A 24,962-nucleotide genomic window follows, 5' to 3' on the forward strand; every position below is an offset into this window, starting at 1 on the left:
CGTTAGATTCTAATACCTAGGGCGCGTTAACCGTGAGTGATGACATTTTGTTGCACTAACGCATCCAAAATATCCGAAGGCATGGTGCCACTTAAGGTTAGCTGAGGAGCAAGGTCTTCAACCACAATCACTTGCTCTGTGGTGCCCAAACCATCAGGGTTGATCGTTAGTTCAATATCATCCCCTTCCACTTTCGCGTCTATCTGTTGTAGTAATGCAGACATGTCTGGAGATGTATTCTTCAACTCAGGTAATACTTCTCGTAGGTCGATTTGGTCTCCTTCAGACAGGCTGAAATCGGTAATGGTGTCTTCAACGCCATCTTCAATATTGAGCCATACAAACGAATCCATTCCATTACCACCGGTTAGGATATCGGAACCACCTCCACCAATGAGTGTATCGTTACCATCACCACCAATAAGGGTGTCATCCCCCGACCCACCTACAAGTCGGTCATTTCCAGTACCGCCAGTGAGGTTGGTATCAAAGTTACTCGCTAAAAGTTGCACATCGTCTGTTTCAGAAGACATATCGAGATCTATTGGATTGGCAACAATATTGAGATTCAGATCGATGTTTTGAGATATCGCAATATCGTTGTTGTCCGCCTCTTCAGATACCGCCTCAACTTTCAAGGTGTAATTACCCGGGGTTAACGGCTTGCCTAATGATGACTGCTCGACGAGTCTGAGACTATCGATCGCATCAGCCGTCGCTATCCAAGTATTACCCACCAGCGAAACCGTACCCACATCACTGGTTACATCAACACCATCCGGAACATCACTGATCTTCAACGTTAACTCTTCAGTAATGTCCGTCAATGCAGCGACAATTCCAACTAAAGCGACTCCACTATTAGCGACCACAGATGAGCTGGTCGTAATGTTTCTCACATAGTTAAATGCCGGATCAATAGACAAGGTTGGCGCATTAGCGACTGGTGTCACTGCGATATTATAAACCACTGGGGCAGTTTCAATCGCGATACCAGAAGGGTTACCGCTGTCTTTGGCGATGACTTCCAATCCAATGCTATTGGTTGGAGACAAGCTCGCATCAAGGTAGACACCATTTGGACTGGTTGGCGTATCAATCAGTGCATTTAGGTCACTCAGAGTACCGACTAAGATAACCGAACCAGTGTTGTTGCCGTTGACCATCACCGTCGTCACTGCCGGAAGTGATACGTTCAATGTACCGTAATCCACTGTCAGCGTGACGGTCATTAAGTCGTTAGAAAATGCATCCACATAATCTGGGTCACTAACATTGATACCACTCAATAGCTGACCAGCATCCTCGTCAACAATCGTAGTGACACTGTCACCATTAACAACAGGCGTATCGTTCACTCCGTCGACAATCGCGGTGATCTCTGCAGTATCCGTTAGGAAGTCATTAGCGCCGTTGGTTGTACCATCATCCTCGACGGTATAGGTGAACTTAACGTTACCGTTGTATTCATCAGCAACCGTAAATATCCAGTACGGGCCAGTAATCATAGCGTCATCAGCGCCGCCGACGTTCTCAAAGCGCTGTAACTGGCCTTGGCCTTCGTCGAGCACCAGATTGGTCACGGTAATCGTGTCGTTTTCCGGATCACTCGTTGCAGCAATTAAGTCTTCCTCTTTGATGATCAACTGACCTTCTTCAAGGATGTTTCCTAAGTCGATATCCGTTGCCACTGGTTGATCATTCACTTCCGTTACCACAACGCTAATTTCACCAGTATCTGTTAAGAAATCATCAGCGCCATTGGTTGTGCCATCGTCCTCAACGGTATAAGTGAACTTAACATCACCGCTGTATTCGTTGGCTGCGGTAAATACCCAGTACGGGCCAGCAATCGTAGCGTCATCAGCACCGCCCACGTTCTCAAAGCGCTGTAATTGGCCCTGACCTTGATCGAGCACCAAGCTGTTCACAGTAATCGTGTCGTTTTCCGGATCAGTGGTTGCTGAAATCAGGTCTTCCTCTTTGATGATCAACTGACCTTCTTCAAGCATGGTGCCCAAATCAATATCCGATGCCACTGGCTGGTCATTGACTTCAGTAACTAAAAGGCTAATTTCAGCATTATCAGTTAAGAAATCATCCACACCGTTGGTGGTACCGTCATCAATGATGTCGTAATTGAACTTCACATCGCCATTGAAATCATTGGCTGCAATGAATATCCAGAATGGCCCCGTAATCGCTGCGTCATCAGCACCGCCAGCATTTTCATAGCGTGTAAGCTGACCTTGCCCTTGAGTAAGAGTCACACCGGTTACTGTGAGATTATGGTTTTCTAGATCAGAACTGGCTGCAATCAAGTCACTTTCAACAATCACGATTTGACCGTCTTCCGCAATCGAGCCTAAATCTACATCAGTCGCCACAGGAGCGTCGTTCACTTCCGTCACCTTAATGGTGAACGTAGTTTGATTGGTTTGAGCGGTATTCGGATCACCCACGTCAATCAGACCGTTGTTGCCACCATCGTCAAGTGTTGCATTGATTGTGACTAAACCAGTCTGGTTGAGGTAATTCTGATCTGGATCGGGTTTGAATGTCACAGCCCCATTGGTCAACGCGGTATTGATGTCGGCCTCTTTACCGGTAATCACAAGCGAACCATCAGGCTGCAATACAAACGTCACGTCAGGAGAGCTGGTAAACTCAAACACACCCTGTGCACCCGGCAGTGTTTGGTCGACTTTAAACGTCAGTTCATACGGAGCATCTGGATTATCAAAGTTTGCGTCGACGTCGTAGATACTAAAGTTGTCGATGGCAACACTGATGTCTTCCGATGTTTCAATGTTGGTCACATTCACAAAGATCGGTTGATCGTTAATAGGATCAATCACCAGATCGACATCGAAGCTGGTTGGCGTACCTAAATATTCGGTGTTGTCAGCGTCAGTATCTACTGAACGTACCGTAATCTGCAGTGGACCATTGATACCCAGTACACTGCCTGTATCACTATTATGTTCTCCAGAATTGAATACGATCTTATCGAGCGACTGTGCAGGAACATCAAGTGTCCAAAGCTGCGTCGCCGGATCGTAGCTAGCCAATGTCGTGCCATCTGGATAGAAAATAGAAGCATCTTGAGGAACACCCGCCACTTCAACTCGAAGCGTTTCGGGCGCATTCTCGGTATACGTCCCGCTTCCTGTTGCAGACAATTCTTTGTCCAAAATAGTCGCATTGATTTCGATATCAATGTTTTGGCCTTCATTGCCTGTCACAGAATCGGTTGGGTTGGTATCAACATCATCACCAACAGGTACCACATGCAGTTTGAAGCTTGGCAAGTTTGCCGCCGCAGTAGGCACACCCAGCAACGATTCTTGAGTGAAGACTTCCACACCAAACTCAGCGGTACCACTGAAGTTTTTAGGCGGCAAGATCGAAATCTCACTTAAATCGAATGACAACCCCGAAGCTTGAGGCAGTTGAACACTCCACTCTCCATTACCATTATTTTTCACGGTATATGTCGAGCCTGCATCTGCACGCATTTGGAAGCCATCAGGGACATCTGTAAACTTAATCGACACAAACTGTTCTGAACCATCAAGGTCAGTCAGTGCAATCGATACAGGCCCTGTACCCGACAGAGAGATGAGCTGGTCTTCGTTGCCAGTAATCTCGATAACATCCGGATCGCTACCCGGTCCAGTGACAGACACGTCATCGACCACAGGAACGACTTCAAAGCTGACACTTGTAGAGAAAGTATCGGAGTCTGTTGCCGTACCCGCAGGAGAAGCAGGATCATTATAGGTTGCGGTATCTGTGACTGTACCGCTGACATTAACCTGCACTTGGTTAATATCATTACCCGTTGGGTAATTTTCGATTGCCCTAAAGAGCACGTTATCGAGTGCACCCGCTGCTATTTCAGCCTGATTAAACGTAACAGATGTGCCTAGTGAAGTACCCGTGTTGTCATAGAATGCACCTATAGAAGGGTCGTCCAACGTTAAAGTAATGGACGTAAACGCTTCTTGGCCGCCTTCGACGCCGGAAACCTGATCCGAAATGGTCGAATTGAAGTCGAGCTGAATATAGGTGTCTTCGTAACCCACCGGATCTTGCCCAGCTTGACCGTCGGTATCAACAGGATTAAAGGCATCATCAAGAGAACCCACGACATTCACCTCAATCGTTGGATCCGTCTCAGCATCTGGTGCGACTTTGATGATAACTTCAGTCACTAAAGTCTTCTCATCGCCAGATTGTAAATCTTTGGTCACTATGGTCAATGGCAACCTAAAGTCACCAGAGTAGTTTGGTGGCAGATTCAATAACAAACCCGATGAATCGACGGTTACGCCCTGTTCGACAGTCGTCTCGTAAACATATTTTCCGTTCACAAAGTCAACATCACTTGTTCCCGACAGGCTAATTGGGAATGATGTTGTAGCATCAATGACCAGAGTACCATCAATGATCACCGTCACTTGGTCAGTAGAATCATCGCGACCCGTCAAGCTCAAAATGCCGTTGAGTGCCGCGCCGAGATCAAGCTGAGTATCCTCAACGGCGTCGATAACACTGTCTGGCACAATCGCAATATCTGCAGCAACTTTGTCAGGTGCCGTCAGCACCTCAGGATAAGAAAGCGTTACCTCTCCGGTGCGTTGCACTTGGGCGGACGTTTCATTGTTAGCGTCACCAGGATCTGATACTAAAGTGAAAATTGTCATCTTGACATCATTGAAATCAGTAACGACATCATCCGCATCATTGGCAGGGGTGAAATCTAATCCATTGGGAGCACTGACGCTAAAGGCATCTTCATTGGTCACAACCCATCTGCCACCACCTTCGTAAGAGGCACCCGTTACTAAAAGTTGCCCTAAAATATCATCCGACAAAGCGCTTCCGTCAGTGTTAGTCAGCTGAACAATCACTTCGTCAACTTGCTCTTCTACTGTGCTTAAATCCGTTTCTTGGTATCGGACGACGTATTCACCGTCCCAGATTTCATCTCCATTAGTATCCGTCGTTTGGTTATCACTGTTGGTTGTAAATTTAATTACGCCATTAGCGTCAGCCGTAATCGTAGTCAGATCTCCAGAGCCATCTTCGTTTGAAACAACAATCTTGTTGTCGGCATCTCCAGGCTCAACGACAGGCCGCACGACAACATTAATCGTACCGGTGATCGTCGCCGTTACAATGCCTTGCCCAGGGTTTGAAGCATCGACATATTCATGATCTCGCTCTTCAATCATTACCACAGTATCGAGTGTAAAATCAGCACTGGAATCTTGAGCTGGCGTTATTTGAATAAAGTTATTATTCAGCGCGATCTGAGTAAACTCTTCAGCAGTTTGACCGCTCTTCGGAGTAATGGTTAAAGTGCCTGCTGCGGCATCGTAAACCCAAGTTACATCGCCATTAACCACAACACTTTCAACATCTGTCGGAATGTCACTGATGACAATAGAAGTGAAATGCTCATCATCATCAATATAGTCAGTACCCTCTGGGTGCCAGTCAATGTTGATCGCGGTATCTTCATCACCATTAGTAACCGTGTTGTACGTCGCAGAGGTATCGATTCTAGGTTCGACTAGCACTCGAATTTCCTGATCAAACGTAAGCGTGTGACCATCATTCTCAGTCACAATCACTTTACCTTGAATGTGAATATTCTCAGTTGAAGAGTCGACAGGTCTGATGCGAATGCCTGAGGTTTTACCTGCCTCAGTAATGTTCGCTTCGTAGATAGGTTTGGATAAGTCAGGGCTGCCACCCGGACCAGGTTCGTAGCCGACGAAGTTAAGGTCAATAATTGTACCGTCCCCATCTTCCAGAACAACGCCGTCAGGAATACCCGAGAGGATAACAGTTATGGACTCGGAACCGTCGTCAGGTAATGGTGTCGTACCTGTATCTGGTCTTCTCTCTCCCGACAACACAGTGAAATCAAGCTCAGCAAAGGTATCACCATTTTGGCTCTCTTGAATCGTGGTTTGAACACCAGATGTAGTGCCATCTGTAATTGCGGTCCAATCGGTACCATTGGTACCACCATAAGGAGTATCAGCAACACCTTTAACTTCTACGTTAACCGTTTTAGTACCTAGAATTTCTTCATCGACTTGCGCACCAGTAGAAAGATTCGCGGTATCTTTAACCACACCCGTGACATCGAAGGTGAAATCCACATTGCTGTGTTTGGTTGGAACAACTTCCACGTTAGCCAAATCGGAATACGCGATTTCTTGATAATCCACACCATTGATCGTGATGGTCGGAACGACTGTCGTGGTGCCTAAGAAGTAAAGCACTGCTCCTTCCGTAACATTACTGATGCGCACAAACAGTTCTTCAGAACTGTCAGAATCGACCGAACCTGTCATGGTGATGACTTCGTCTAACGTGAAAGCATCTTTATTGTCCAAAGGACCAATGTAATCAGGGTTATCGATGTTGTCTTCGTTGATCTGGATACGACTCACACTGAATTTACCCGGGTCGGCGTCAGCAGTGACATCAATAATGATATTTTGCTCTACAGAACGAGCCGTCGTCTTATCGTTTGCTCCACCGTTGGCTGCATCATCGTATGGGTTACGTGTCTCTTCAGTAATAGCTGTCGCTTTAAATTCAATTTGCCCAGAGAAGTTATCAATAGGGTTAACCACGGTGCTATTGATATCAGAAGATGTGATGATATAAACACCATTAACTGGTGTAAGCACTGTGCCATTTTGGTCAAGCAACTCAAACTTACCATCTCCCTGAACAACTTCGAGTTCATAGGTAATGGTTTCAGTGCGGCTGTTATCTTGTGATTCTGCGTTTAATTGCAGGGTAACGTTGTCTTCATCTTCGTTCACTTGATACTGATACGTGCTACTGGTGTCATCCCAAGTCGCAATGTCGGCAACCGCTTCAATTTCAATTCTAAAGTTTGAGTTTACGGTATGGTCTAGCGAACCATTATTATCAATTTCGAGCTCATAATTGATTCGAACCCCATTTTCACCAGAGCCGAAATTCTGGTCTGGGACAAAGTACAGGTTATTGATAGTCGCGATGGCGTCTGATGGTTGGTTCGTACTTGGAGCAAAGCTCTGCTGCATTTGAGGTGGACCAAACAAGATATCACCGTTTGGTTCTGCCACTAGTTTGTGATATTCCAAGCCATCAAAGTAATAGAACGTCCCTCTGTGATTGCCACTTTGGATCGTCAGTTGTCCGATGGACTCGTTGTTATCTTGGTCCTTCAGGTTAACCTGCAACGCAACTTGTGCAGGGGCATCAGGCAATCCACTTTGATTATCTTGGGTATTCTCTAAGTTTGGGACATCGCCCGTTGCGTAAGGGATTGTAGAGTCTCTACCCGCATCCTCAAACGTGGTCACCTTGAGCGAGATTGCTGAAGACTCTTCATCCGTAATCGTGATGTTCAAAGGCGTAGATGACGTATCCAAATCACCGTCTGTCGCAATAACATTTATCGAGAAATCGATGGTATCTCCATCATGATCGAGATAATTGGTAGCTCTAAATTCTATTTCGCCATTTGAGTTGATACGCAAAGTACCCAGCTGCCTTTCCTGAGTACCACCATTGCCATCATCAGTCTGCTCATAAACACGGATAGTTCGACGTCCACTTTGAACATTCAAGCCATCGCTAAAGCCAGTATTGTTACCTCGTTGGAAAACAATATCTGCACCATTATTTGAGATGCCCTCAATTCGACTCAGTACCGCGCCATCAGCCCCCTCATCCGTCGCATTAGCAAACATATCGACTTTAGAACCGCGGTAACCCTGGCCTTCGACACGAGTAATCGATTGTGTGGTTACCAATGGAATATCATCAGTGACCGTAATTTTTAGATCAATCGCATTCGATTGGTCTTGATCAAAATCTTCAGCAATGATTGAAAAATCAAGTTCGATGTTGTTTTCATCGGCACCATCAGGGTGTTTGAGAGGTTTAAACAGTTCAAACTGATAACTGTTGTTTGACGTATCAAAAATAATCTCGAAAACAGGCACTTGACCTGTATCAGTCTGAGCAACATAAGTAAACGTACTGCCAGATACAGAAACAGGCAGCCACTCTAAACTCTCTCCATCAGAGGTTAAGCCTGCAATCACTAAATTTTCATCAACCAGTTCATACTTCACAACGCCATCTGCACCTTCATCGACGGTGAACAGTCCATTGATAATGGTGTCTTCAGATTGATCTGAACCAATGCCAGTAAGATCGTCTTCATCGACAACGGTTTCACCGGTCGGCGCCGTCATCACAGGCACATCATCGAGCACCTCGATTGGCAATACATACTGATTAGAATCATCTCCGTCGCCATCAACCGCAACGACATCGAATGGAATCGTTAAGGTATTGGAATTCGGACTTGTTGGATGATTCAGCGGACCTAACAACGTAAACGTATAAGAGCCATCATTCGCTAACGCGAGCGTGAAGATAGGAGTCCCGCTTGTCGTCGTACCTTGGTAGGTCGTTGTGTTAGCCGCCCCTGTGATTTCTGTAATAGAAATCGCTTCAGTTCCAGAGGTCAATGTCGCTTCAAGCGCTGAGATATTACGCAGTTCGTAAACATCTACTAGGTCAGCACCTTCTGTCGTAACAAATGCACCTGTTGCTTGAGACACCACAGACCCGAGATCATCTTCATCAACAACAAATGTACTCCCAACAGTCGTATCAGTGATAGTTGGCGCATCATCGAGCACCTCGATTGGCAATACATATTGGTTAGAATCATCGCCATCACCATCAACGGCAACCACATCAAACGGTATGGTTAAGGTATCGAGGTTACTTGGTGTCGTAGCGTGATCGAGAGGGCCAAGCAAAGTGAACGTATAAGCACCGTCATCAGTCAGTACTAGTGTAAAAATTGGCGTTCCACTTGGATCAGTTGCCCCTTGGTAGGTCGTCGTGTTAGCAGCTCCAGTTATCTCAGTGATCTTAATACCTTCACCGCCCGACGATAACGTCGCTTCAAGAGCTGAGATATTACGCAGTTCGTAAACCTCTACTTGGTCTGCCCCTTCTGTGGTCACAAATGAGCCTGTCGCCTGAGCGACAACAGAGCCTAAATCGTCTTCATCAACGACAAATGTACTCGCAACCGTCGTATCAGTGATGCTTGGCACATCATCCGTTACTGTGATCTTGAGAGCGATCGTATTCGATTTGTCTTGGTCGGAATCTTCGGCCACGACAGAGAAGTTAAGGTCAATCGCGTTTTCACCCGCGCCATCAGGGTGCTTAAGTGGTTTAAACAATTCGAATTGATAGCTGTTATCCGAGGTATCGAAAATAATCTCGAATACTGCTTCATTACTCGTTGCAGTTTGAGCAACGTAAGTAAATGTTGTGCCGTTTTGTGAAACAGGCAGCCACTCTAAACTCTCTCCATCGGAGGTTAATCCTGCAATCGCTAAATTTTCATCAACCAATTCATACTTAACAACACCATCGGCACCTTCATCAATCGTGAACAATCCATTAATAATGGCATCTTCAGATTGATCTGAACCAACGCCAGTAAGGTCGTCTTCATCGACAACAGTTTCACCAGTCGGCGCCGTCATTACTGGCGCACCATCGAGTACTTCGATTGGCAATACGTATTGGTTAGAATCATCGCCATCACCATCAACGGCAACCACATCAAACGGTATGGTTAAGGTGTCGAGGTTACTTGGTGTCGTAGCGTGATCGAGAGGGCCAAGCAAAGTGAACGTATAAGCACCGTCATCAGTCAACACCAATGTGAAAATTGGCGTTCCGCTTGGGTCGGTTACCCCTTGGTAGGCAGTCGTGTTAGCAGCACCAGTAATTTCGGTGATCTTAATACCTTCACTGCCCGACGATAGCGTCGCTTCCAACGTTGAGATATTGCGCAGTTCGTAAGCCTCAGCTTGGTCTGCACCTTCTGTGGTAACAAACGAGCCTGTCGCCTGAGAGACGACAGAGTCTAAATCGTCTTCATCAACGACAAACGTACTCCCAACAATCGTATCAGTGATGGTTGGCACATCATCCGTCACTGTGATCTTCAGGTCGATCGCATTCGATTCATCTTGGTCGAAATCTTCTGCCACAACAGAGAAGTTAAGGTCAATCGCGTTTTCACCCGCGCCATCAGGGTGCTTAAGTGGTTTAAACAATTCGAATTGATAGCTGTTATTTGAGGTATCAAAAATAATTTCAAACACAGGCTGATTACTGGTTACCGTCTGTGCAACATAAGTGAAGGTCGTGCCACTCTGTGAAACAGGCAGCCACTCTAAGCTTTCTCCGTCGGAGGTTAATCCTGCAATCGCTAAATTTTCATCAACCAGTTCATACTTAACAACACCATCGGCACCTTCATCAATCGTGAATAATCCATTAATAATGGCATCTTCAGATTGATCTGAACCAACGCCAGTAAGATCGTCTTCATCGACAACGGTTTCACCAATCGGCGCCGTCATTACTGGCACATCATCGAGCACCTCGATTGGCAATACAAATTGGTTAGAATCATCACCGTCACCATCAACCGCAACGACATCGAATGGAATCGTTAAAGTATTGGAATTCGGACTTGTTGGATGATTTAGCGGACCTAACAACGTAAACGTATAAGAGCCATCATTCGCTAGCGCGAGCGTGAAGATAGGAGTCCCGCTTGTCGTCGTACCTTGATAGGTCGTTGTGTTAGTCGCCCCTGTGATTTCTGTAATAGAAATCGCTTCAGTTCCAGAGGTCAATGTCGCTTCAAGCGCTGAGATATTACGCAGTTCGTAAACTTCTACTAGGTCAGCACCTTCTGTCGTAACAAATGCACCTGTTGCTTGAGACACCACAGATCCAAGATCATCTTCATCAACAACAAATGTACTCCCAACAGTCGTATCAGTGATAGTTGGCGCATCATCGAGCACCTCGATTGGCAATACAAATTGGTTAGAATCATCACCATCACCATCAACGGCAACCACATCAAACGGTATGGTTAATGTATCAAGGTTACTTGGCGTCGTAGCGTGATTGAGAGGGCCAAGCAAAGTGAACGTATAAGCACCGTCATCAGTCAACACTAATGTGAAAATTGGCGTTCCACTTGGGTCGGTTACCCCTTGGTAGGCAGTCGTGTTAGCAGCACCAGTAATTTCGGTGATCTTAATACCTTCACTGCCCGACGATAGCGTCGCTTCCAGCGTTGAGATATTACGCAGTTCGTAAACCTCTACTTGGTCTGCACCTTCTGTGGTAACAAACGAGCCTATCGCCTGAGCGACAACAGAGTCTAAATCGTCTTCATCAACGACAAACGTACTCCCAACAATCGTATCAGTGATGGTTGGCACATCATCCGTTACTGTGATCTTCAGGTCGATCGTATTCGATTTATCTTGGTCGAAATCTTCTGCCACAACAGAGAAGTTAAGGTCAATCGCGTTTTCACCCGCGCCATCAGGGTGCTTAAGTGGTTTAAACAATTCGAATTGATAGCTGTTATTTGAGGTATCAAAAATAATTTCAAACACAGGCTGATTACTGGTTACCGTCTGTGCAACATAAGTGAAGGTCGTGCCACTCTGTGAAACAGGCAGCCACTCTAAGCTTTCTCCGTCGGAGGTTAATCCTGCAATCGCTAAATTTTCATCAACCAGTTCATACTTAACAACACCATCGGCACCTTCATCAATCGTGAATAATCCATTAATAATGGCATCTTCAGATTGATCTGAACCAACGCCAGTAAGGTCGTCTTCATCGACAACGGTTTCACCAGTCGGCGCCGTCATTACTGGCACATCATCGAGTACTTCGATTGGTAACACATACTGATTAGAATCATCACCGTCACCATCAACCGCAACGACATCGAATGGAATCGTTAAAGTATTGGAATTCGGACTTGTTGGATGATTTAGCGGACCTAACAACGTAAACGTATAAGAGCCATCATTCGCTAGCGCGAGCGTGAAGATAGGAGTCCCGCTTGTCGTCGTACCTTGATAGGTCGTTGTGTTAGTCGCCCCTGTGATTTCTGTAATAGAAATCGCTTCAGTTCCAGAGGTCAATGTCGCTTCAAGCGCTGAGATATTACGCAGTTCGTAAACATCTACTAGGTCAGCACCTTCTGTCGTAACAAATGCACCTGTTGCTTGAGACACCACAGACCCAAGATCATCTTCATCAACAACAAATGTACTCCCAACAGTCGTATCAGTGATAGTTGGCGCATCATCGAGCACCTCGATTGGCAATACATATTGGTTAGAATCATCGCCATCACCATCAACGGCAACCACATCAAACGGTATGGTTAAGGTGTCGAGGTTACTTGGTGTCGTAGCGTGCTCGAGAGGGCCAAGCAAAGTGAACGTATAAGCACCGTCATCAGTCAGTACTAGTGTAAAAATTGGCGTTCCACTTGGATCAGTTGCCCCTTGGTAGGTCGTCGTGTTAGCAGCTCCAGTTATCTCAGTGATCTTAATACCTTCACCGCCCGACGATAACGTCGCTTCAAGAGCTGAGATATTACGCAGTTCGTAAACCTCTACTTGGTCTGCCCCTTCTGTGGTCACAAATGAGCCTGTCGCCTGAGCGACAACAGAGTCTAAATCGTCTTCATCAACGACAAATGTACTCGCAGCCGTCGTATCAGTGATGCTTGGCACATCATCCGTTACTGTGATCTTGAGAGCGATCGTATTCGATTTGTCTTGGTCGAAATCTTCGGCCACGACAGAGAAGTTAAGGTCAATCGCGTTTTCACCCGCGCCATCAGGGTGCTTAAGTGGTTTAAACAATTCGAATTGATAGCTGTTATCCGAGGTATCGAAAATAATCTCGAACACCGCTTCATTACTCGTTGCTGTTTGAGCAACGTAAGTAAATGTTGTGCCGCTTTGTGAAACAGCTTGCCACTCTAAACTTTCTCCATCAGAGGTTAAGCCAGTCAGAACCAAATCTTCATCAACCAGTTCATACTTCACAACACCATCGGCGCCTTCATCAACCGTGAATAACCCATTAATAATGGTATCTTCAGATTGATCTGAACCAATGCCACTAAGATCGTCTTCATCGACAACCATTTCACCAGTCGGCACCGTCATTACTGGCGTACCATCGAGCACTTCGATTGGCAATACATATTGGTTAGAATCATCGCCATCACCATCAACGGCAACCACATCAAACGGTATTGTTAGTGTATCGAGGTTGCTCGGTGTCGTAACGTGATTGAGAGGCCCAAGCAAGGTAAAGGTGTAAGCACCATCATCAGTCAGCACTAATGTGAAGATTGGCGTTCCGCTCGGGTCAGTTGCGCCTTGGTAGGTGGTCGTGTTAGCAACACCTGTGATCTCAGTGATCTTAATACCTTCATTGCCCGACGATAGCGTCGCTTCTAGCGTTGAGATATTGCGTAGTTCGTAAACCTCAGCTTGGTCTGCACCTTCTGTGGTAACAAACGAGCCTGTCGCCTGAGCGACAACAGAGCCTAAATCATCTTCATCAACGACAAACGTACTAGCAACAGTCGTATCAGTGATGGTTGGCACATCATCCGTCACCGTGATCTTCAGATCGACCGCATTCGATTTATCTTGGTCGGAATCTTCAGCCACAACAGAGAAGTTAAGGTCAATCGCGTTTTCACCCGCACTATCAGGGTGCTTAAGTGGTTTAAACAATTCGAATTGATAACTATTATTTGAGGTATCAAAAATGATTTCAAACACAGGCTGATTACTGATTACCGTCTGTGCAACATAAGTGAAGGTCGTGCCACTCTGTGAAACATGCTGCCACTCTAAGCTTTCTCCATCGGAGGTTAAGCCTGCAATCGCTAAATTTTCATCAACCAATTCATACTTAACAACGCCATCGGCACCTTCATCAATCGTGAACAATCCATTAATAATGGCATCTTCAGATTGATCTGAACCAATGCCAGTAAGATCGTCTTCATCGACAACGGTTTCACCAGTAGGAGCTGTCATCACAGGTACATCATCTGTGACATTGACGAGAATCTCAGCGGCTTCTGGTGTACTCGAACCGCCAGATAGTGCAGAACGGTCTCCATCCGCATCAACGGCATAAATAGGCAGAGCAAAGGTCAACAACGCGTCTTCAGCGCCTTGGTGAGAAAGCTCTTCGTACAGAGTGAATTCATAGTTCCCCAATGACGGACTATCAACTTTAACGTCAAAGACCGTAATCCGAGAACCATTGACTTCAACATAGCCTTCGTAAGTTCTTACACCGTTAGTTTCATCAATAAGCTCAAGCAATACGGCTTCGCCATTAGACGTTAAAGAACCGCCAGTATTAAACTCCGTAGGTTCAAGCTCGTAATGATCGATGATGTCGCTTTCAAAAATATCGGCAGTGATACTTCCGCTACCCGCAACGGACGCGGTTCCCTCTTGAGAACCACCAACAATACCAGCTTCATCAACATCAATACTGTCAACATTGGTCACAACCGGGCTATCGCCATCAGTAATCTCAATGTTAATGGTATTAGTTACAACATCTTGGTCAAAGTCCGTCATCGTGATCGGCAGCGAAAAAGAGAGTGAGTCAGTACCGATCTGCTCTATCGGATTAAACTGCTCAAATTTATAGGTGCCATCGGTATCGAGAGAGATAGTGAGAACAACTTCACCTCGGCCTTGGATGGACAGAGTAATCGTTGTTCCATCATCAGAAAGTCTGGCAAGCGTGTTTTGATTATCACTGAGCAACCCATCAAACTGGTCCAGTGCACTTGCATCAAATACGACTGATTGAAGATTATCACTACCAATATTGGAGAACGTTCCTTCGATTGCCGCGCTGCTAGTTTCAACGTTAGTGATATTTACACTTTCAGTCGACGGATCTACCCCGTCAAACACTGAAACTTGTGCGTTAACGGGTGTTGCTAGCGGATTCCCAGCAGTGTCTTCACCTTGAATATCAAAGGTAATATCTATTTGATCGCCAGTATAGGAAACTTGGCCGCCACCGACAGACGGAACATGGTCAATCGGCTGAAAAATCGTTGTGGTTAGCGAAAGCTCAATGTTATTGCCAACACTGACGGCATCAATGTCGATGCGTAATACTTCGTCAGTACCTTGAACACCAACGATAGAATTTGATGCCAAATCATAAGTAAACGTGACAGGTTGACCGCTTGAGGTAATGTCGCTATTTAGCTCACTAAGCAGTGAAGCAAGGGATGAAGCTTCTGGAACAAAAGAGTCAGGTGCGAGCGCTAAGCTGCCAGCAATTATCGTCTCTGTAGATGTAATAGTTTGAGGGTAGGTATTGTCAGAAATGGAACCTTCAGTGAGCACTTCACTGATTGATTGACCGCCAGAAGAACGGGTTATCGATCGGAACTCTTCTCGAGGTTCTTCTATCACTTCGTCGTCTAGCCCGGAGGTTTCAAAGAAAGTTGTCGGTTGAGTTTGCGTATAGTTGTAATCGATGGTTACGAAGCCCGCATTTGCAGAACCCAGACCGCCACCAGCAGCCGTTGCCTCTAAGATTTGAGTTGGATCGGCACCACCTAAAATTGCGTCTTGGATAGCAGCAAGATCATCGTCGGTAAAGGTTCCGGCGTCCGTTTGCTCTGAATCGAAATTAACCTCACCGGCAATTGGCGCTTCTGCCCACACAGAATTTTCGTCAACACAGCCTACACAATTCTCTCCAACCGGAATCGAATCATTCTGAACGCCTAATACAACTTCAGATCCATTCGAGGTAATAACAATCTCGTTTTCACGAATAATATCTCCAGCTGAAATTTTTCGTGCGCTTCCGTCAGACTTAACCGCAATGACTTCTCCACTCACTGCTTCTACAACTGCAGCTTGGCGCGAAACTTCAATACCCATATATCCCCCGAGGTCACAAAATGCTGTATTGCCCAACATCGTGAAAATGATAGTAATAACGGTTTCAGGCTTAAATTATATTCAGAACTTATTCTCTTCATTAATAATCAATTACGTAGACTGATGTATGTGATGAGTCAGTTCCGTTTCGCCTGTTTTTTTTATAGTTTACTTAACCTTAAGCCTAGTCTTTCTTATCCGAAATGTCATGTCTGTGCGAAGTGACTTCTGTTCACAAATCTAAGCATTCACTTTAGTTTGTTCATGGACTAAGCAAAAGTTTATAGGGCGCTGATTTATATGCAACAAAATGCAAAAATTAATTACACCTCAAATTTTTATAAATATATACAGTAATAAAGTTGATAAATCATTAGGATTTATAGGCAATTAATAAGGTCGAGATATACCTAAACCCCAAAGAAGAACCAAATCCCATATTTGAGACAAGGTTCAGCACAAAGCTGATGAGAAACTGTTCAAACACCGTATATGGCGTCAATTACATATGCAACTATTGGAGTATTGAATGGGTATGCAGGGGCAATGAGTAGAAGTTGCAAATGGATATTTCGAGGTATCCCAAAAAAAGCCCACTAAGTTGAACCTTAGTGGGCTTTAAAATCAGTATATAGCGTTATGCTGTTAGCAATGACACACTATTATTTAGCGAGGCGGTTCGCCGTCCAAACGTAAAGCAGCTCGAGAGCAATCGTCGCACCAGCCAATGCTGTAATCTCGCTTTGGTCATACGCTGGAGAAACTTCTACAACGTCCATACCAACCATGTTGATGCCTTGTAGGCCACGGATGATTTTCAGCACTTTATCTGAATTCAAACCGCCGCATACTGGTGTGCCCGTACCCGGAGCAAAAGCAGGATCCAGACAATCGATATCAAACGTTAGGTAAACAGGCTTATCACCAACAATACCTTTCACTTGGGCAATGATATCGTCAACGCTCATGTCATTCGCTTGCATCGCGTTAATAACGTTAAAGCCGTGACCTTCCTGCTTGTACTCTGTGCGAATACCAATTTGCACTGAATGTTCAGGCGAAATTAAACCTTCATTTGGCGCATGGTAGAACATGGTACCGTGATCGTAACGACTGCCCTGACTGTACGTGTCAGTATGTGCATCGAAGTGAATCAGCGCCATCTCACCGTACTTCTTGCCGTATGCTCTTAGCAAAGGCAATGTAATGAAGTGATCGCCACCTAAACCTAACAATGTTTTACCACTGTTTAGAATCGCATCAGCAGCCGCTTCTAAACGTTGAGTTAAGTCTTCAGCATCACCGCAATCAAACACAAGATCGCCCGCATCAATCACCGAGGTATGTTCGAATACATTGAAGTCCCAAGGAAACTTTTTGCCTTCCCACGCCAAGTTTACTGACGCACGACGAATCGCATCTGGTCCCATGCGCGCGCCCGGACGACCCGACGTCGCCATATCTAAAGGCGCGCCCAACACAACCACATCAGCGTCGTTATCAATTGGGTTCTTTACCAATGGACGACGCATAAAAGTCATCGCGTTGGAGTACAGCGAGTAATCTGGTTTGGTAAATAGATCGTTCATTAAAAATCCTCAAGATAGGTGTAACCCATCAAGCCTTGCTCTAACTCTTCAAGTACGCTTTGTTGCTCTTGTGCTGTTACTTTCGCCGTGACCAAATCTTTGTAGTTCTGACGAATCAGATCCGTATCGATGTGAACATAACGCATCATGTCTTCAACCGTATCGCCTTCGTTGATGTAGTCGATATTCGCTTGACCACTTTCATCAACATTCACCACTACACTGTGGGTATCACCAAATAGGTTATGCATATCACCCAAGATCTCTTGGTATGCGCCTACTAAGAAAAAGCCCATCAGGTAGGGTTCATCAAGGTTCCACGCAGGAACTGGCAGCGTTGTTTCAATACCTTGACCATCAACGTACTGGTCAATCGTACCGTCAGAATCACAGGTGATGTCCAATACAACAGCACGACGTTCATCCGCATTGTCTAAACCACTTAGAGGCAATACAGGAAATACCTGATCGATACCCCAAGCATCTGGCAATGACTGGAACAAAGAGAAGTTCACGAAGAACTTATCTGCTAGACGCTCGCTCAACTCATCCAAAATAGGGCGGTGGTAACGGTTCTTAGTGCTCATTCGAGAGCTAAGTTCGTAGTTAATACGCAAAGACATCTGCTCTGCCCAAGCACGATGCTGAAGATTCAGCATACCTGTGGCAAATTGGTTGTGCGCCTCTGCGATATCGCTCTGCGTGTCGTTGTAGATCTCGATCAACGCTCGGTCATCATTACCCGCATCTAGCTCTAAGAAGTTCTTCCACATGTTGTTTAGCAACATTGGTGCGTCAGCTTCTGGAGCCGCCATGTCTTCTGGAGAGTAGCTCTCGGTACCAATAACATTGGTCACAAGCACAGCGTGGTGCGCAGTCAGTGAGCGACCAGATTCCGAAATAATCACAGGTTGTGGCTGATTGTAGAGCTTACAAATGTCCCCTACTGTCATCACAATATTGCGAGCGTACTCAAGCAAACCGTAATTCATTGAGTTTGAAGACTGGCTGCGTGTGCCGTCGTAATCCACCGCCAAGCCGCCACCGACATCGAGGTACTTCAATTGAGCACCGATATCGCGCAGTTCACAGTAGAAACGCGCCGCTTCGCTCACGCCATTTCGTACATCACGAATATTGGCCATTTGTGAGCCAAGATGGAAATGCACTAACTCTAGAACATCAAGTTGCTCTTCTGCTTTCAAGCGTTCAATAACAGTCAGCACTTGTGATGCAGACAAACCGAACTTCGACTTCTCACCACCACTTGCTTGCCATTTACCAGCGCCTTGAGAAGCAAGACGAATACGCAAACCTAAACGAGGTTTCACGCCAAGCGCTTTTGCTTCAGAAAGGACAAGATCAAGCTCTGACAACTTCTCTAAAACGATGAATACTTTGTGGCCTAGTTTTTCGCCAATAAGCGCAAGACGGATGTATTCTCTGTCTTTATACCCATTACATACGATCACTGAGCTCGCTTTTTGAGCCAGCGCCAATACCGCTAATAGTTCAGGCTTGCTACCCGCTTCTAGGCCCAATTGCTTCTGCTCTAATTGAGCTTGGCTCGCTAAGATCTCATCAACCACTTCTTTCTGCTGGTTCACCTTAATCGGATAAACAAGCAGGTAACGGTTGTCGTAATGATATTCGTCGATCGCTTGGTTAAATGCGTTACAGATATTGTGCACACGTTGATGCACGATTTGAGGAAAACGCACAAGAGCAGGCAAACCAATATTTCGCTGCTCTAACTGTTTTACGATCTGACTAAGCGGAACTTGATGACCGGTTTCGCTCGGTGAAACATACACCTCGCCGTTATCATCAATTCCATAAAAACCTTGGCTCCAGTGCTTTACATTATACTCAGCACGGATGCGTTCCAAATTAACCGAATTTTCCAATTCTAGAGACCTCACACTATAGGGCCATCGACAGAAGATACCTCATTGGAATAGCGAGGTATAACCCAACAAAAAACGTTCAAAAACGATTTGTTGGCTGCATTAACCGATATTATTAAGAGTGAGTCCAACCATTGATATTTGTGGTTACGATTACATTTTCTTATCGACGATCCGACTTAAAGTGACAGGTAAGGAATTACAAGGTTTTAGGCCAGAAAACAGGCTGAAGCGCATGAGATTTAAAGTACTTTCTAACAAAAAATCAGGTGAATAAAATGCCAAAGACACATAAAATTCTTGGCTATTCTGGTCAAGTTAAGTCAGGGTTGTGCCAAATATAACCGCTTCTCTACCACAACTCTCGCTATCACCGACATAGCTTGTATCCTGTTATCCATGCCTATTGATGAGTGCTAAATCATGTCTGAAATGTACACCACCTACGCTAAGCAATACGACTCGGCTGCCCGCGATAATATTTACAATGCCTTACTTGAGCGTCCATCAACGATAGCCTTGCTCGATAATGTAAAAGGTATGGATATTGTCGACCTAGGTTGTGGCTCTGGCATTTACGCGCAATGGTTTATTGACCAAGGCGCAAATAAAGTGACGTGTACCGATCTCTCTCAGAATATGGTCGACTTGGTGAACGGAAAACAAATCAAAAATGTTTCCGCTTACGCTCAAGATGCTGCTCTTGGTCTTCCGAATGAAAAAGACAACAGTGCCGATGTCATCGTGTGTCCGCTAGTCTTGCACTACATTGAAGATCTAAAACCCGTCTTTGATGATATTCATCGAGTCCTTAAGCCAGGTGGTTACATCGTCTTTTCAACACACCACCCTTTTGCTGACTTCGAATGCACGATTTCTGGCAATTACTACGAACGTGAATTCATTCAAGAAGAGTGGAACACGGTAGGCACACCCGTTAAAGTGAGCTTCTACCGCCGTTCTTTAACCGAACTTTGCCAAGCGGTTACTCATTCAGGCTTGCTGATTTCAAAAATCACGGAAGGCACTATCGATGAAAAAGCCAAAGAAATTTCTGAAGCGACATACGAGAGACTGTCAAAGAACGTTAACTTTATCTTTCTCCGTTGTGAAAAAGCCCCTGCGTAATCATTAAACGCTTATCTTGGTGCCTTTGATTCCGTCAAAGGCACTCGTTCTCTTCTTATCTTCTTATCTTCTTATCTTCTTACGATATCCATTATCACCCAACGTCTAAGTCACTTTTCTTCAATTTCCCTTCGAACAAACAACGTGCAACTGAACAAAAAATAAACTTTTCTCGCACATATCTTGTATTCGGTTCGATATTCTTGTAATTTTAACTGACCAACCAATCGGTCAGCTTCCGAATTTAGGGGATACTATGAGCCATAATCTAGACCTTGAACCAACCACGTCGAACACCAACGACATGGATCAAATATTCAACCGACAAAAAGATCACTACCGCAGTAATGTTAATCCAACGCTTGAACAGAGAAGAAAAGACCTCTCGGAATTAAAAGCGTTGCTAATGCGTTACCAAGGGCAATTGATTGATGCGGTGTCTGAAGATTATGGTCATCGCGCAAAACACGACAGCTTGATTGCTGATATCACCCCTTCTCTTCACCAAATTAATTACAGTGATAAGAACCTTAAGAAGTGGTTGAAGCCATCACGCCGCAAAGCCGGTTTGATGCTGACGCCAGCAAAGATCACGGTTCATTATCAGCCTGTGGGCGTTGTCGGCATCATTGTTCCTTGGAACTTTCCTATAATGCTCTCTTTAGGCCCTCTCATCACTGCGTTAGCTGCGGGCAACACTGCAATGCTCAAGATGTCCGAGTTTACTCCTGCGACCAACCGAGTTTTAAAAGCCATGCTGGCCGAAGGCTTTAGTGAAGATCAAGTCGCGATAATAGAAGGTGAAGCTGACGTTTCCGCGAAGTTTAGCCAGCTCCCGTTTGATCATATTCTATTCACAGGGTCGACCTCTGTGGGTAAGCACGTCATGAGAGCGGCAGCCGATAACTTAACGCCAGTAACTTTGGAGTTAGGCGGCAAGTCTCCAACGATTATTGCTCCCGACTTTGATGTGGCTGACGCCGTTGAACGCATCCTGTTTGCAAAAAGCTTAAACGCTGGCCAGATTTGTGTGGCGCCCGATTACATCTTATTGCCACGAGAAAAAGTCGATGCGTTCATCACAGCTTATAAGCAATACTGCAAAAAGCTGTATAAAGCAGGTATTGAGAGCAAATACTTAACTTCAGTGATCGATATGCGTCAATATAATCGTTTGAAGGGGATGATTACAGATGCTCAATCTAAAGGCGCAGTTGTTCACACCGTCACCGAACAAGCTCAAGACGATGTAAACCACAGAATGACGCCGCACCTTCTCACCGAAGTGAACGACGACATGGTCGCAATGCAAGAAGAGTTGTTTGGGCCCGTTCTGCCTATCGTGCCTTATGATTCTATTGAAGAAGCGATCAGCTACATCACAGCAAGAGAACGTCCACTTGCTCTGTACCTGATGAGCCATGATAAACAGACCCAAGACCAGTTCTTATCGAATACGCATTCTGGCGGTGTTTGTATTAACGACTCGTTAGTGCATGTGGCAGCAGAAGATGCGCCGTTCGGTGGCATTGGCCCTTCAGGCATGGGACACTACCATGGCATTGAAGGCTTTAAGACCTTTAGCCATGCCAAAACCGTTCTAAGTCGAGGCAAAATTAACTTCACCAAGTTAATGCACCCTCCTTACAACAACCCAATTAAAAAGATTCTGTTCAAAGTACTAAATAGATGATTACGAAAAGGCAAAAAATCCTAGATGCTGCGCTCCTGCTCTTCTCTCAACAAGGGCTAGAGGGCACATCTACCGGACAAATAGCGAAAACAGCAGGTGTAGCAAAAGCGACACTGTTTCACCACTTTGAGAATAAATCTCTATTGATTGACGAACTGTTTCGCGAGCTGAAGTTGGAGCTATTCTCTACCCTTCAACAACATACTGATATTGCTGAGCAGGATCTCTATCAAGCCTTTAAGTTCATGTGGATCACTGGGATTGAATGGGCACTAGAAAATCCGGTTGCGATGAAGTTCTTCACCAATGTTCATTTCGACCCAACAACTCAAACTCGAGAAGTGATCGTCTCGCAGATGTTCGCGTCGCTAGACGAGATCATTTTGAAAGGACAAGAGGACGGTGAATTGATGGCATTAGACATTAACCTTGTAAGGCACTTTATCCATAGCCACTTTCTGATTTGTGCAAACTGGTTGATTGAGCAAAACGAATCTCCACCAGAGCAAACATCGAAGTACATCAATGATAGCTTTGATATGTGTTGGCGAGCCGTCGGTGGGCAAATACAATAGAGCTTCCGCTCTCTAGATACTCTGCTATCAAGTCATTAAAGCATCACCACATTAATGAAAGCGTCACACAGGCGCTTTCATTATTTGAACATAATTTAATCACTTTAGCATATTGACTCAGAGCATGTTCTTTCAGTAACATCTCACCATCATTTCAAAAGAGAATAACGCCATAATGAAGTACTAACATCCTGACATCCGATTTATTTTTATAAAAATCATTTGGACACTCGGGGTTAGTGGGCGTTACTTCGTCATCTATTTCTTGAAAAATCAAGCTATTGAAGAGCAGTCAATTTAAGACCAACCTCTTTAAGATCAGCACCTTGAATAAAGAAAGCATTTCAGCAAGATAATCTCTATCTTTTGCTGTCATCCTACTTAAGTAACGTCTTGGGCGATCTAGACATAGAATCCCACGTAGGAATCTATGCAGAAAAGCGCCTCACCCCTTTTACTCGTTTACACGTAAAAGGAGGTATTTTTATGCCTACTATATTAGTCAATAATCTCTCATTCCAACTCGATACTGGTGAGTGGTTATTCAAAGACATCACCTTTAGTTTGAGCAGTCGCCTGACAGGCTTAGTCGGAAGAAATGGCGCTGGAAAGTCATTACTACTTTCGTTACTGGTCGGGAAAACACAACCCACATCAGGCAGTGTTTCGCGCCAAGGTTCGATCGGCTTTTACTCTCAGTTACCTTCAAAGCTATTAGATAGCACAACCAGCATTGCTGACTTCTTGGGGATCACCGAAAAGTTAGACGCATTACACGCCATAGAACAAGGCAGTTGCGAACTTCAGCACTTCAATATCGTTGGGGAGGATTGGGATTTACAAGCGAACACCAAGCAACTTTTAGCCACATTGAAAATAACCAGTGGGTTGACCACACCGTGCCATGCATTGAGCGGTGGACAACTCGCCCTTTTACAGCTTCATCGGTTATTCGTATCAAACCACGACATACTGATTCTCGACGAACCTTCAAACCATTTGGATAGCGATGGACGCAATTGGTTACTAGAGCAGTGCCAGTTATTTGAAGGTAAAGTGCTTGTCGTCAGTCACGATCGAAGCTTACTGAGACACATGGAAGGGATCTATCACCTCAATAGTTTGGGCATGCGCTTCTACAAAGGGAATTACGATGATTACTTCACGCAAATGTCGAGTCAAAGTGAAGCTCTGGACAAGCAGATAACGCATCATCAATCGGAGAAGAAACGACTCGAGCGCCAAGCTCAGATTAACAAGGAAAAAGCTCAGCAACGTGAGTCTCAAGGTAACCGACTTCGAAAATCGGGTAGCCAACCTAAGATATTATTGGATGCTATGAAAGATAAAGCAGGTCAAAGCCAAGCCGCGTCTGCGACAAGCCAAAGGAACCTCATTGACCAAAACCAACATAAACTTCAGTCGCTTAAAGAACTGAAGGAACGGCTGAAACCACAAGCTTTGTATCTACAGCAAAGTAATAGCAGTAAAAAGAGCTCTTTGTTAACCGTTGAGAACTGCCGCCTTGTTTACGGCTCTGGTGCGCCCATCAGTTTTTCTTTATCACAAGGGGAACGGTGTTATCTAACCGGTGCTAATGGGTGCGGAAAATCGACACTGTTAAAAGCCATTCACGGCCAACACTCGAACTATATCGGATCCATTAAGCGCTTAGGGGCGACCGTATACTTGGATCAACACTTTGGCCTGTTAGACACCAACGACACCATGTTCGATAGTTTGATGACACACAGCTTTGGGTTAACAGAAAGTGACGCACGAACCTTGCTCGCTGGAATTGGGTTAAGGCGAGACTCCGTATACCGAAAAGTGGCACATTTAAGTGGTGGTGAAAAAATGAAACTGGCGATGTTGATCGTTAGCCATAAGCAAGACACACCACTTCTATTACTTGATGAACCGGACAACCACCTAGACATCGACTCAAAGCAAATATTGGCGTCCGCTTTACGTGAATACCAAGGCGCATTTATCTTGGTGAGTCATGATGCTGATTTTGTTGAGGAGGTCGGCGTCAGCCAAAACCATATACGACTTTAACCTTCGTAGATTCGTTCACTTAGATTAGTTAAGCGAGCATCGTTCCGGTGCTCGCCTTTCTTGATTGAGACAAGTAAACTACGCGCCTCGAACATCTA

Annotated in this window: 6 protein-coding genes and 2 pseudogenes; 4 read left to right on the forward strand and 4 right to left on the reverse strand. The window is 45.2% G+C overall.

The window, feature by feature from the left end; translation table 11 throughout:
- Positions 1-26: 26 nt before the first annotated feature.
- The 4 genes and pseudogenes from DUN60_RS07700 to speA form a co-directional block, all read right to left on the reverse strand.
- Positions 27-13,595: pseudogene (locus DUN60_RS07700) on the reverse strand (T1SS-143 repeat domain-containing protein); the annotation flags it as partial.
- A pseudogene (locus DUN60_RS25050) lies at positions 13,569-15,950 on the reverse strand (retention module-containing protein); the annotation flags it as partial. The pseudogenes DUN60_RS25050 and DUN60_RS07700, both read right to left, overlap by 27 nt.
- A gap of 623 nt (positions 15,951-16,573) precedes the next feature.
- On the reverse strand, positions 16,574-17,500 hold the full coding sequence (gene speB / locus DUN60_RS07705) for an agmatinase (protein WP_114633661.1): 927 nt from the start codon (positions 17,498-17,500) through the stop codon (positions 16,574-16,576).
- Positions 17,500-19,389 carry an arginine decarboxylase gene (speA, locus tag DUN60_RS07710; protein WP_208638357.1) on the reverse strand — a complete coding sequence of 630 codons (1,890 nt, stop codon included), beginning with the start codon at positions 19,387-19,389 and terminating at the stop codon, positions 17,500-17,502. Before speA ends, speB begins: the two co-directional genes overlap by 1 nt.
- Before the next feature lie 441 nt (positions 19,390-19,830).
- On the opposite strand from speA, the gene DUN60_RS07715 reads away from it, so the two are divergent.
- The 4 genes from DUN60_RS07715 (at position 19,831) to DUN60_RS07735 (ending at position 24,864) form a co-directional block, all read left to right on the forward strand.
- Positions 19,831-20,535, forward strand: coding sequence for a class I SAM-dependent methyltransferase (locus tag DUN60_RS07715; protein WP_114633663.1), 705 nt, complete (start codon positions 19,831-19,833; stop codon positions 20,533-20,535).
- A gap of 256 nt (positions 20,536-20,791) precedes the next feature.
- A complete protein-coding gene (locus DUN60_RS07720; RefSeq protein WP_114633664.1) occupies positions 20,792-22,228 on the forward strand; it encodes a coniferyl aldehyde dehydrogenase in 1,437 nt (478 codons plus the stop codon).
- Complete coding sequence (locus tag DUN60_RS07725; RefSeq protein ID WP_114633665.1) at positions 22,225-22,803, forward strand: TetR/AcrR family transcriptional regulator; 579 nt, start codon at positions 22,225-22,227, stop codon at positions 22,801-22,803. Before DUN60_RS07720 ends, DUN60_RS07725 begins: the two co-directional genes overlap by 4 nt.
- A 486-nt stretch (positions 22,804-23,289) precedes the next feature.
- Entirely contained in the window at positions 23,290-24,864 is a 1,575-nt protein-coding gene (locus DUN60_RS07735; RefSeq protein ID WP_114633666.1) for an ATP-binding cassette domain-containing protein, read from the forward strand.
- Positions 24,865-24,962 lie beyond the last annotated feature (98 nt).

It is taken from the genome of Vibrio splendidus, from assembly GCF_003345295.1.
Lineage (GTDB): Bacteria > Pseudomonadota > Gammaproteobacteria > Enterobacterales > Vibrionaceae > Vibrio > Vibrio splendidus_K.

Bases quoted from the DNA above. Each gene is read 5' to 3' on its own strand.
- speB (WP_114633661.1), bottom strand. From the start codon at position 17,500: ATGAACGATCTATTTACCAAACCAGATTACTCGCTGTACTCCAACGCG.
- DUN60_RS07715 (WP_114633663.1), top strand. From the start codon at position 19,831: ATGTCTGAAATGTACACCACCTACGCTAAGCAATACGACTCGGCTGCC.
- DUN60_RS07720 (WP_114633664.1), top strand. From the start codon at position 20,792: ATGAGCCATAATCTAGACCTTGAACCAACCACGTCGAACACCAACGAC.
- DUN60_RS07725 (WP_114633665.1), top strand. From the start codon at position 22,225: ATGATTACGAAAAGGCAAAAAATCCTAGATGCTGCGCTCCTGCTCTTC.
- DUN60_RS07735 (WP_114633666.1), top strand. From the start codon at position 23,290: ATGCCTACTATATTAGTCAATAATCTCTCATTCCAACTCGATACTGGT.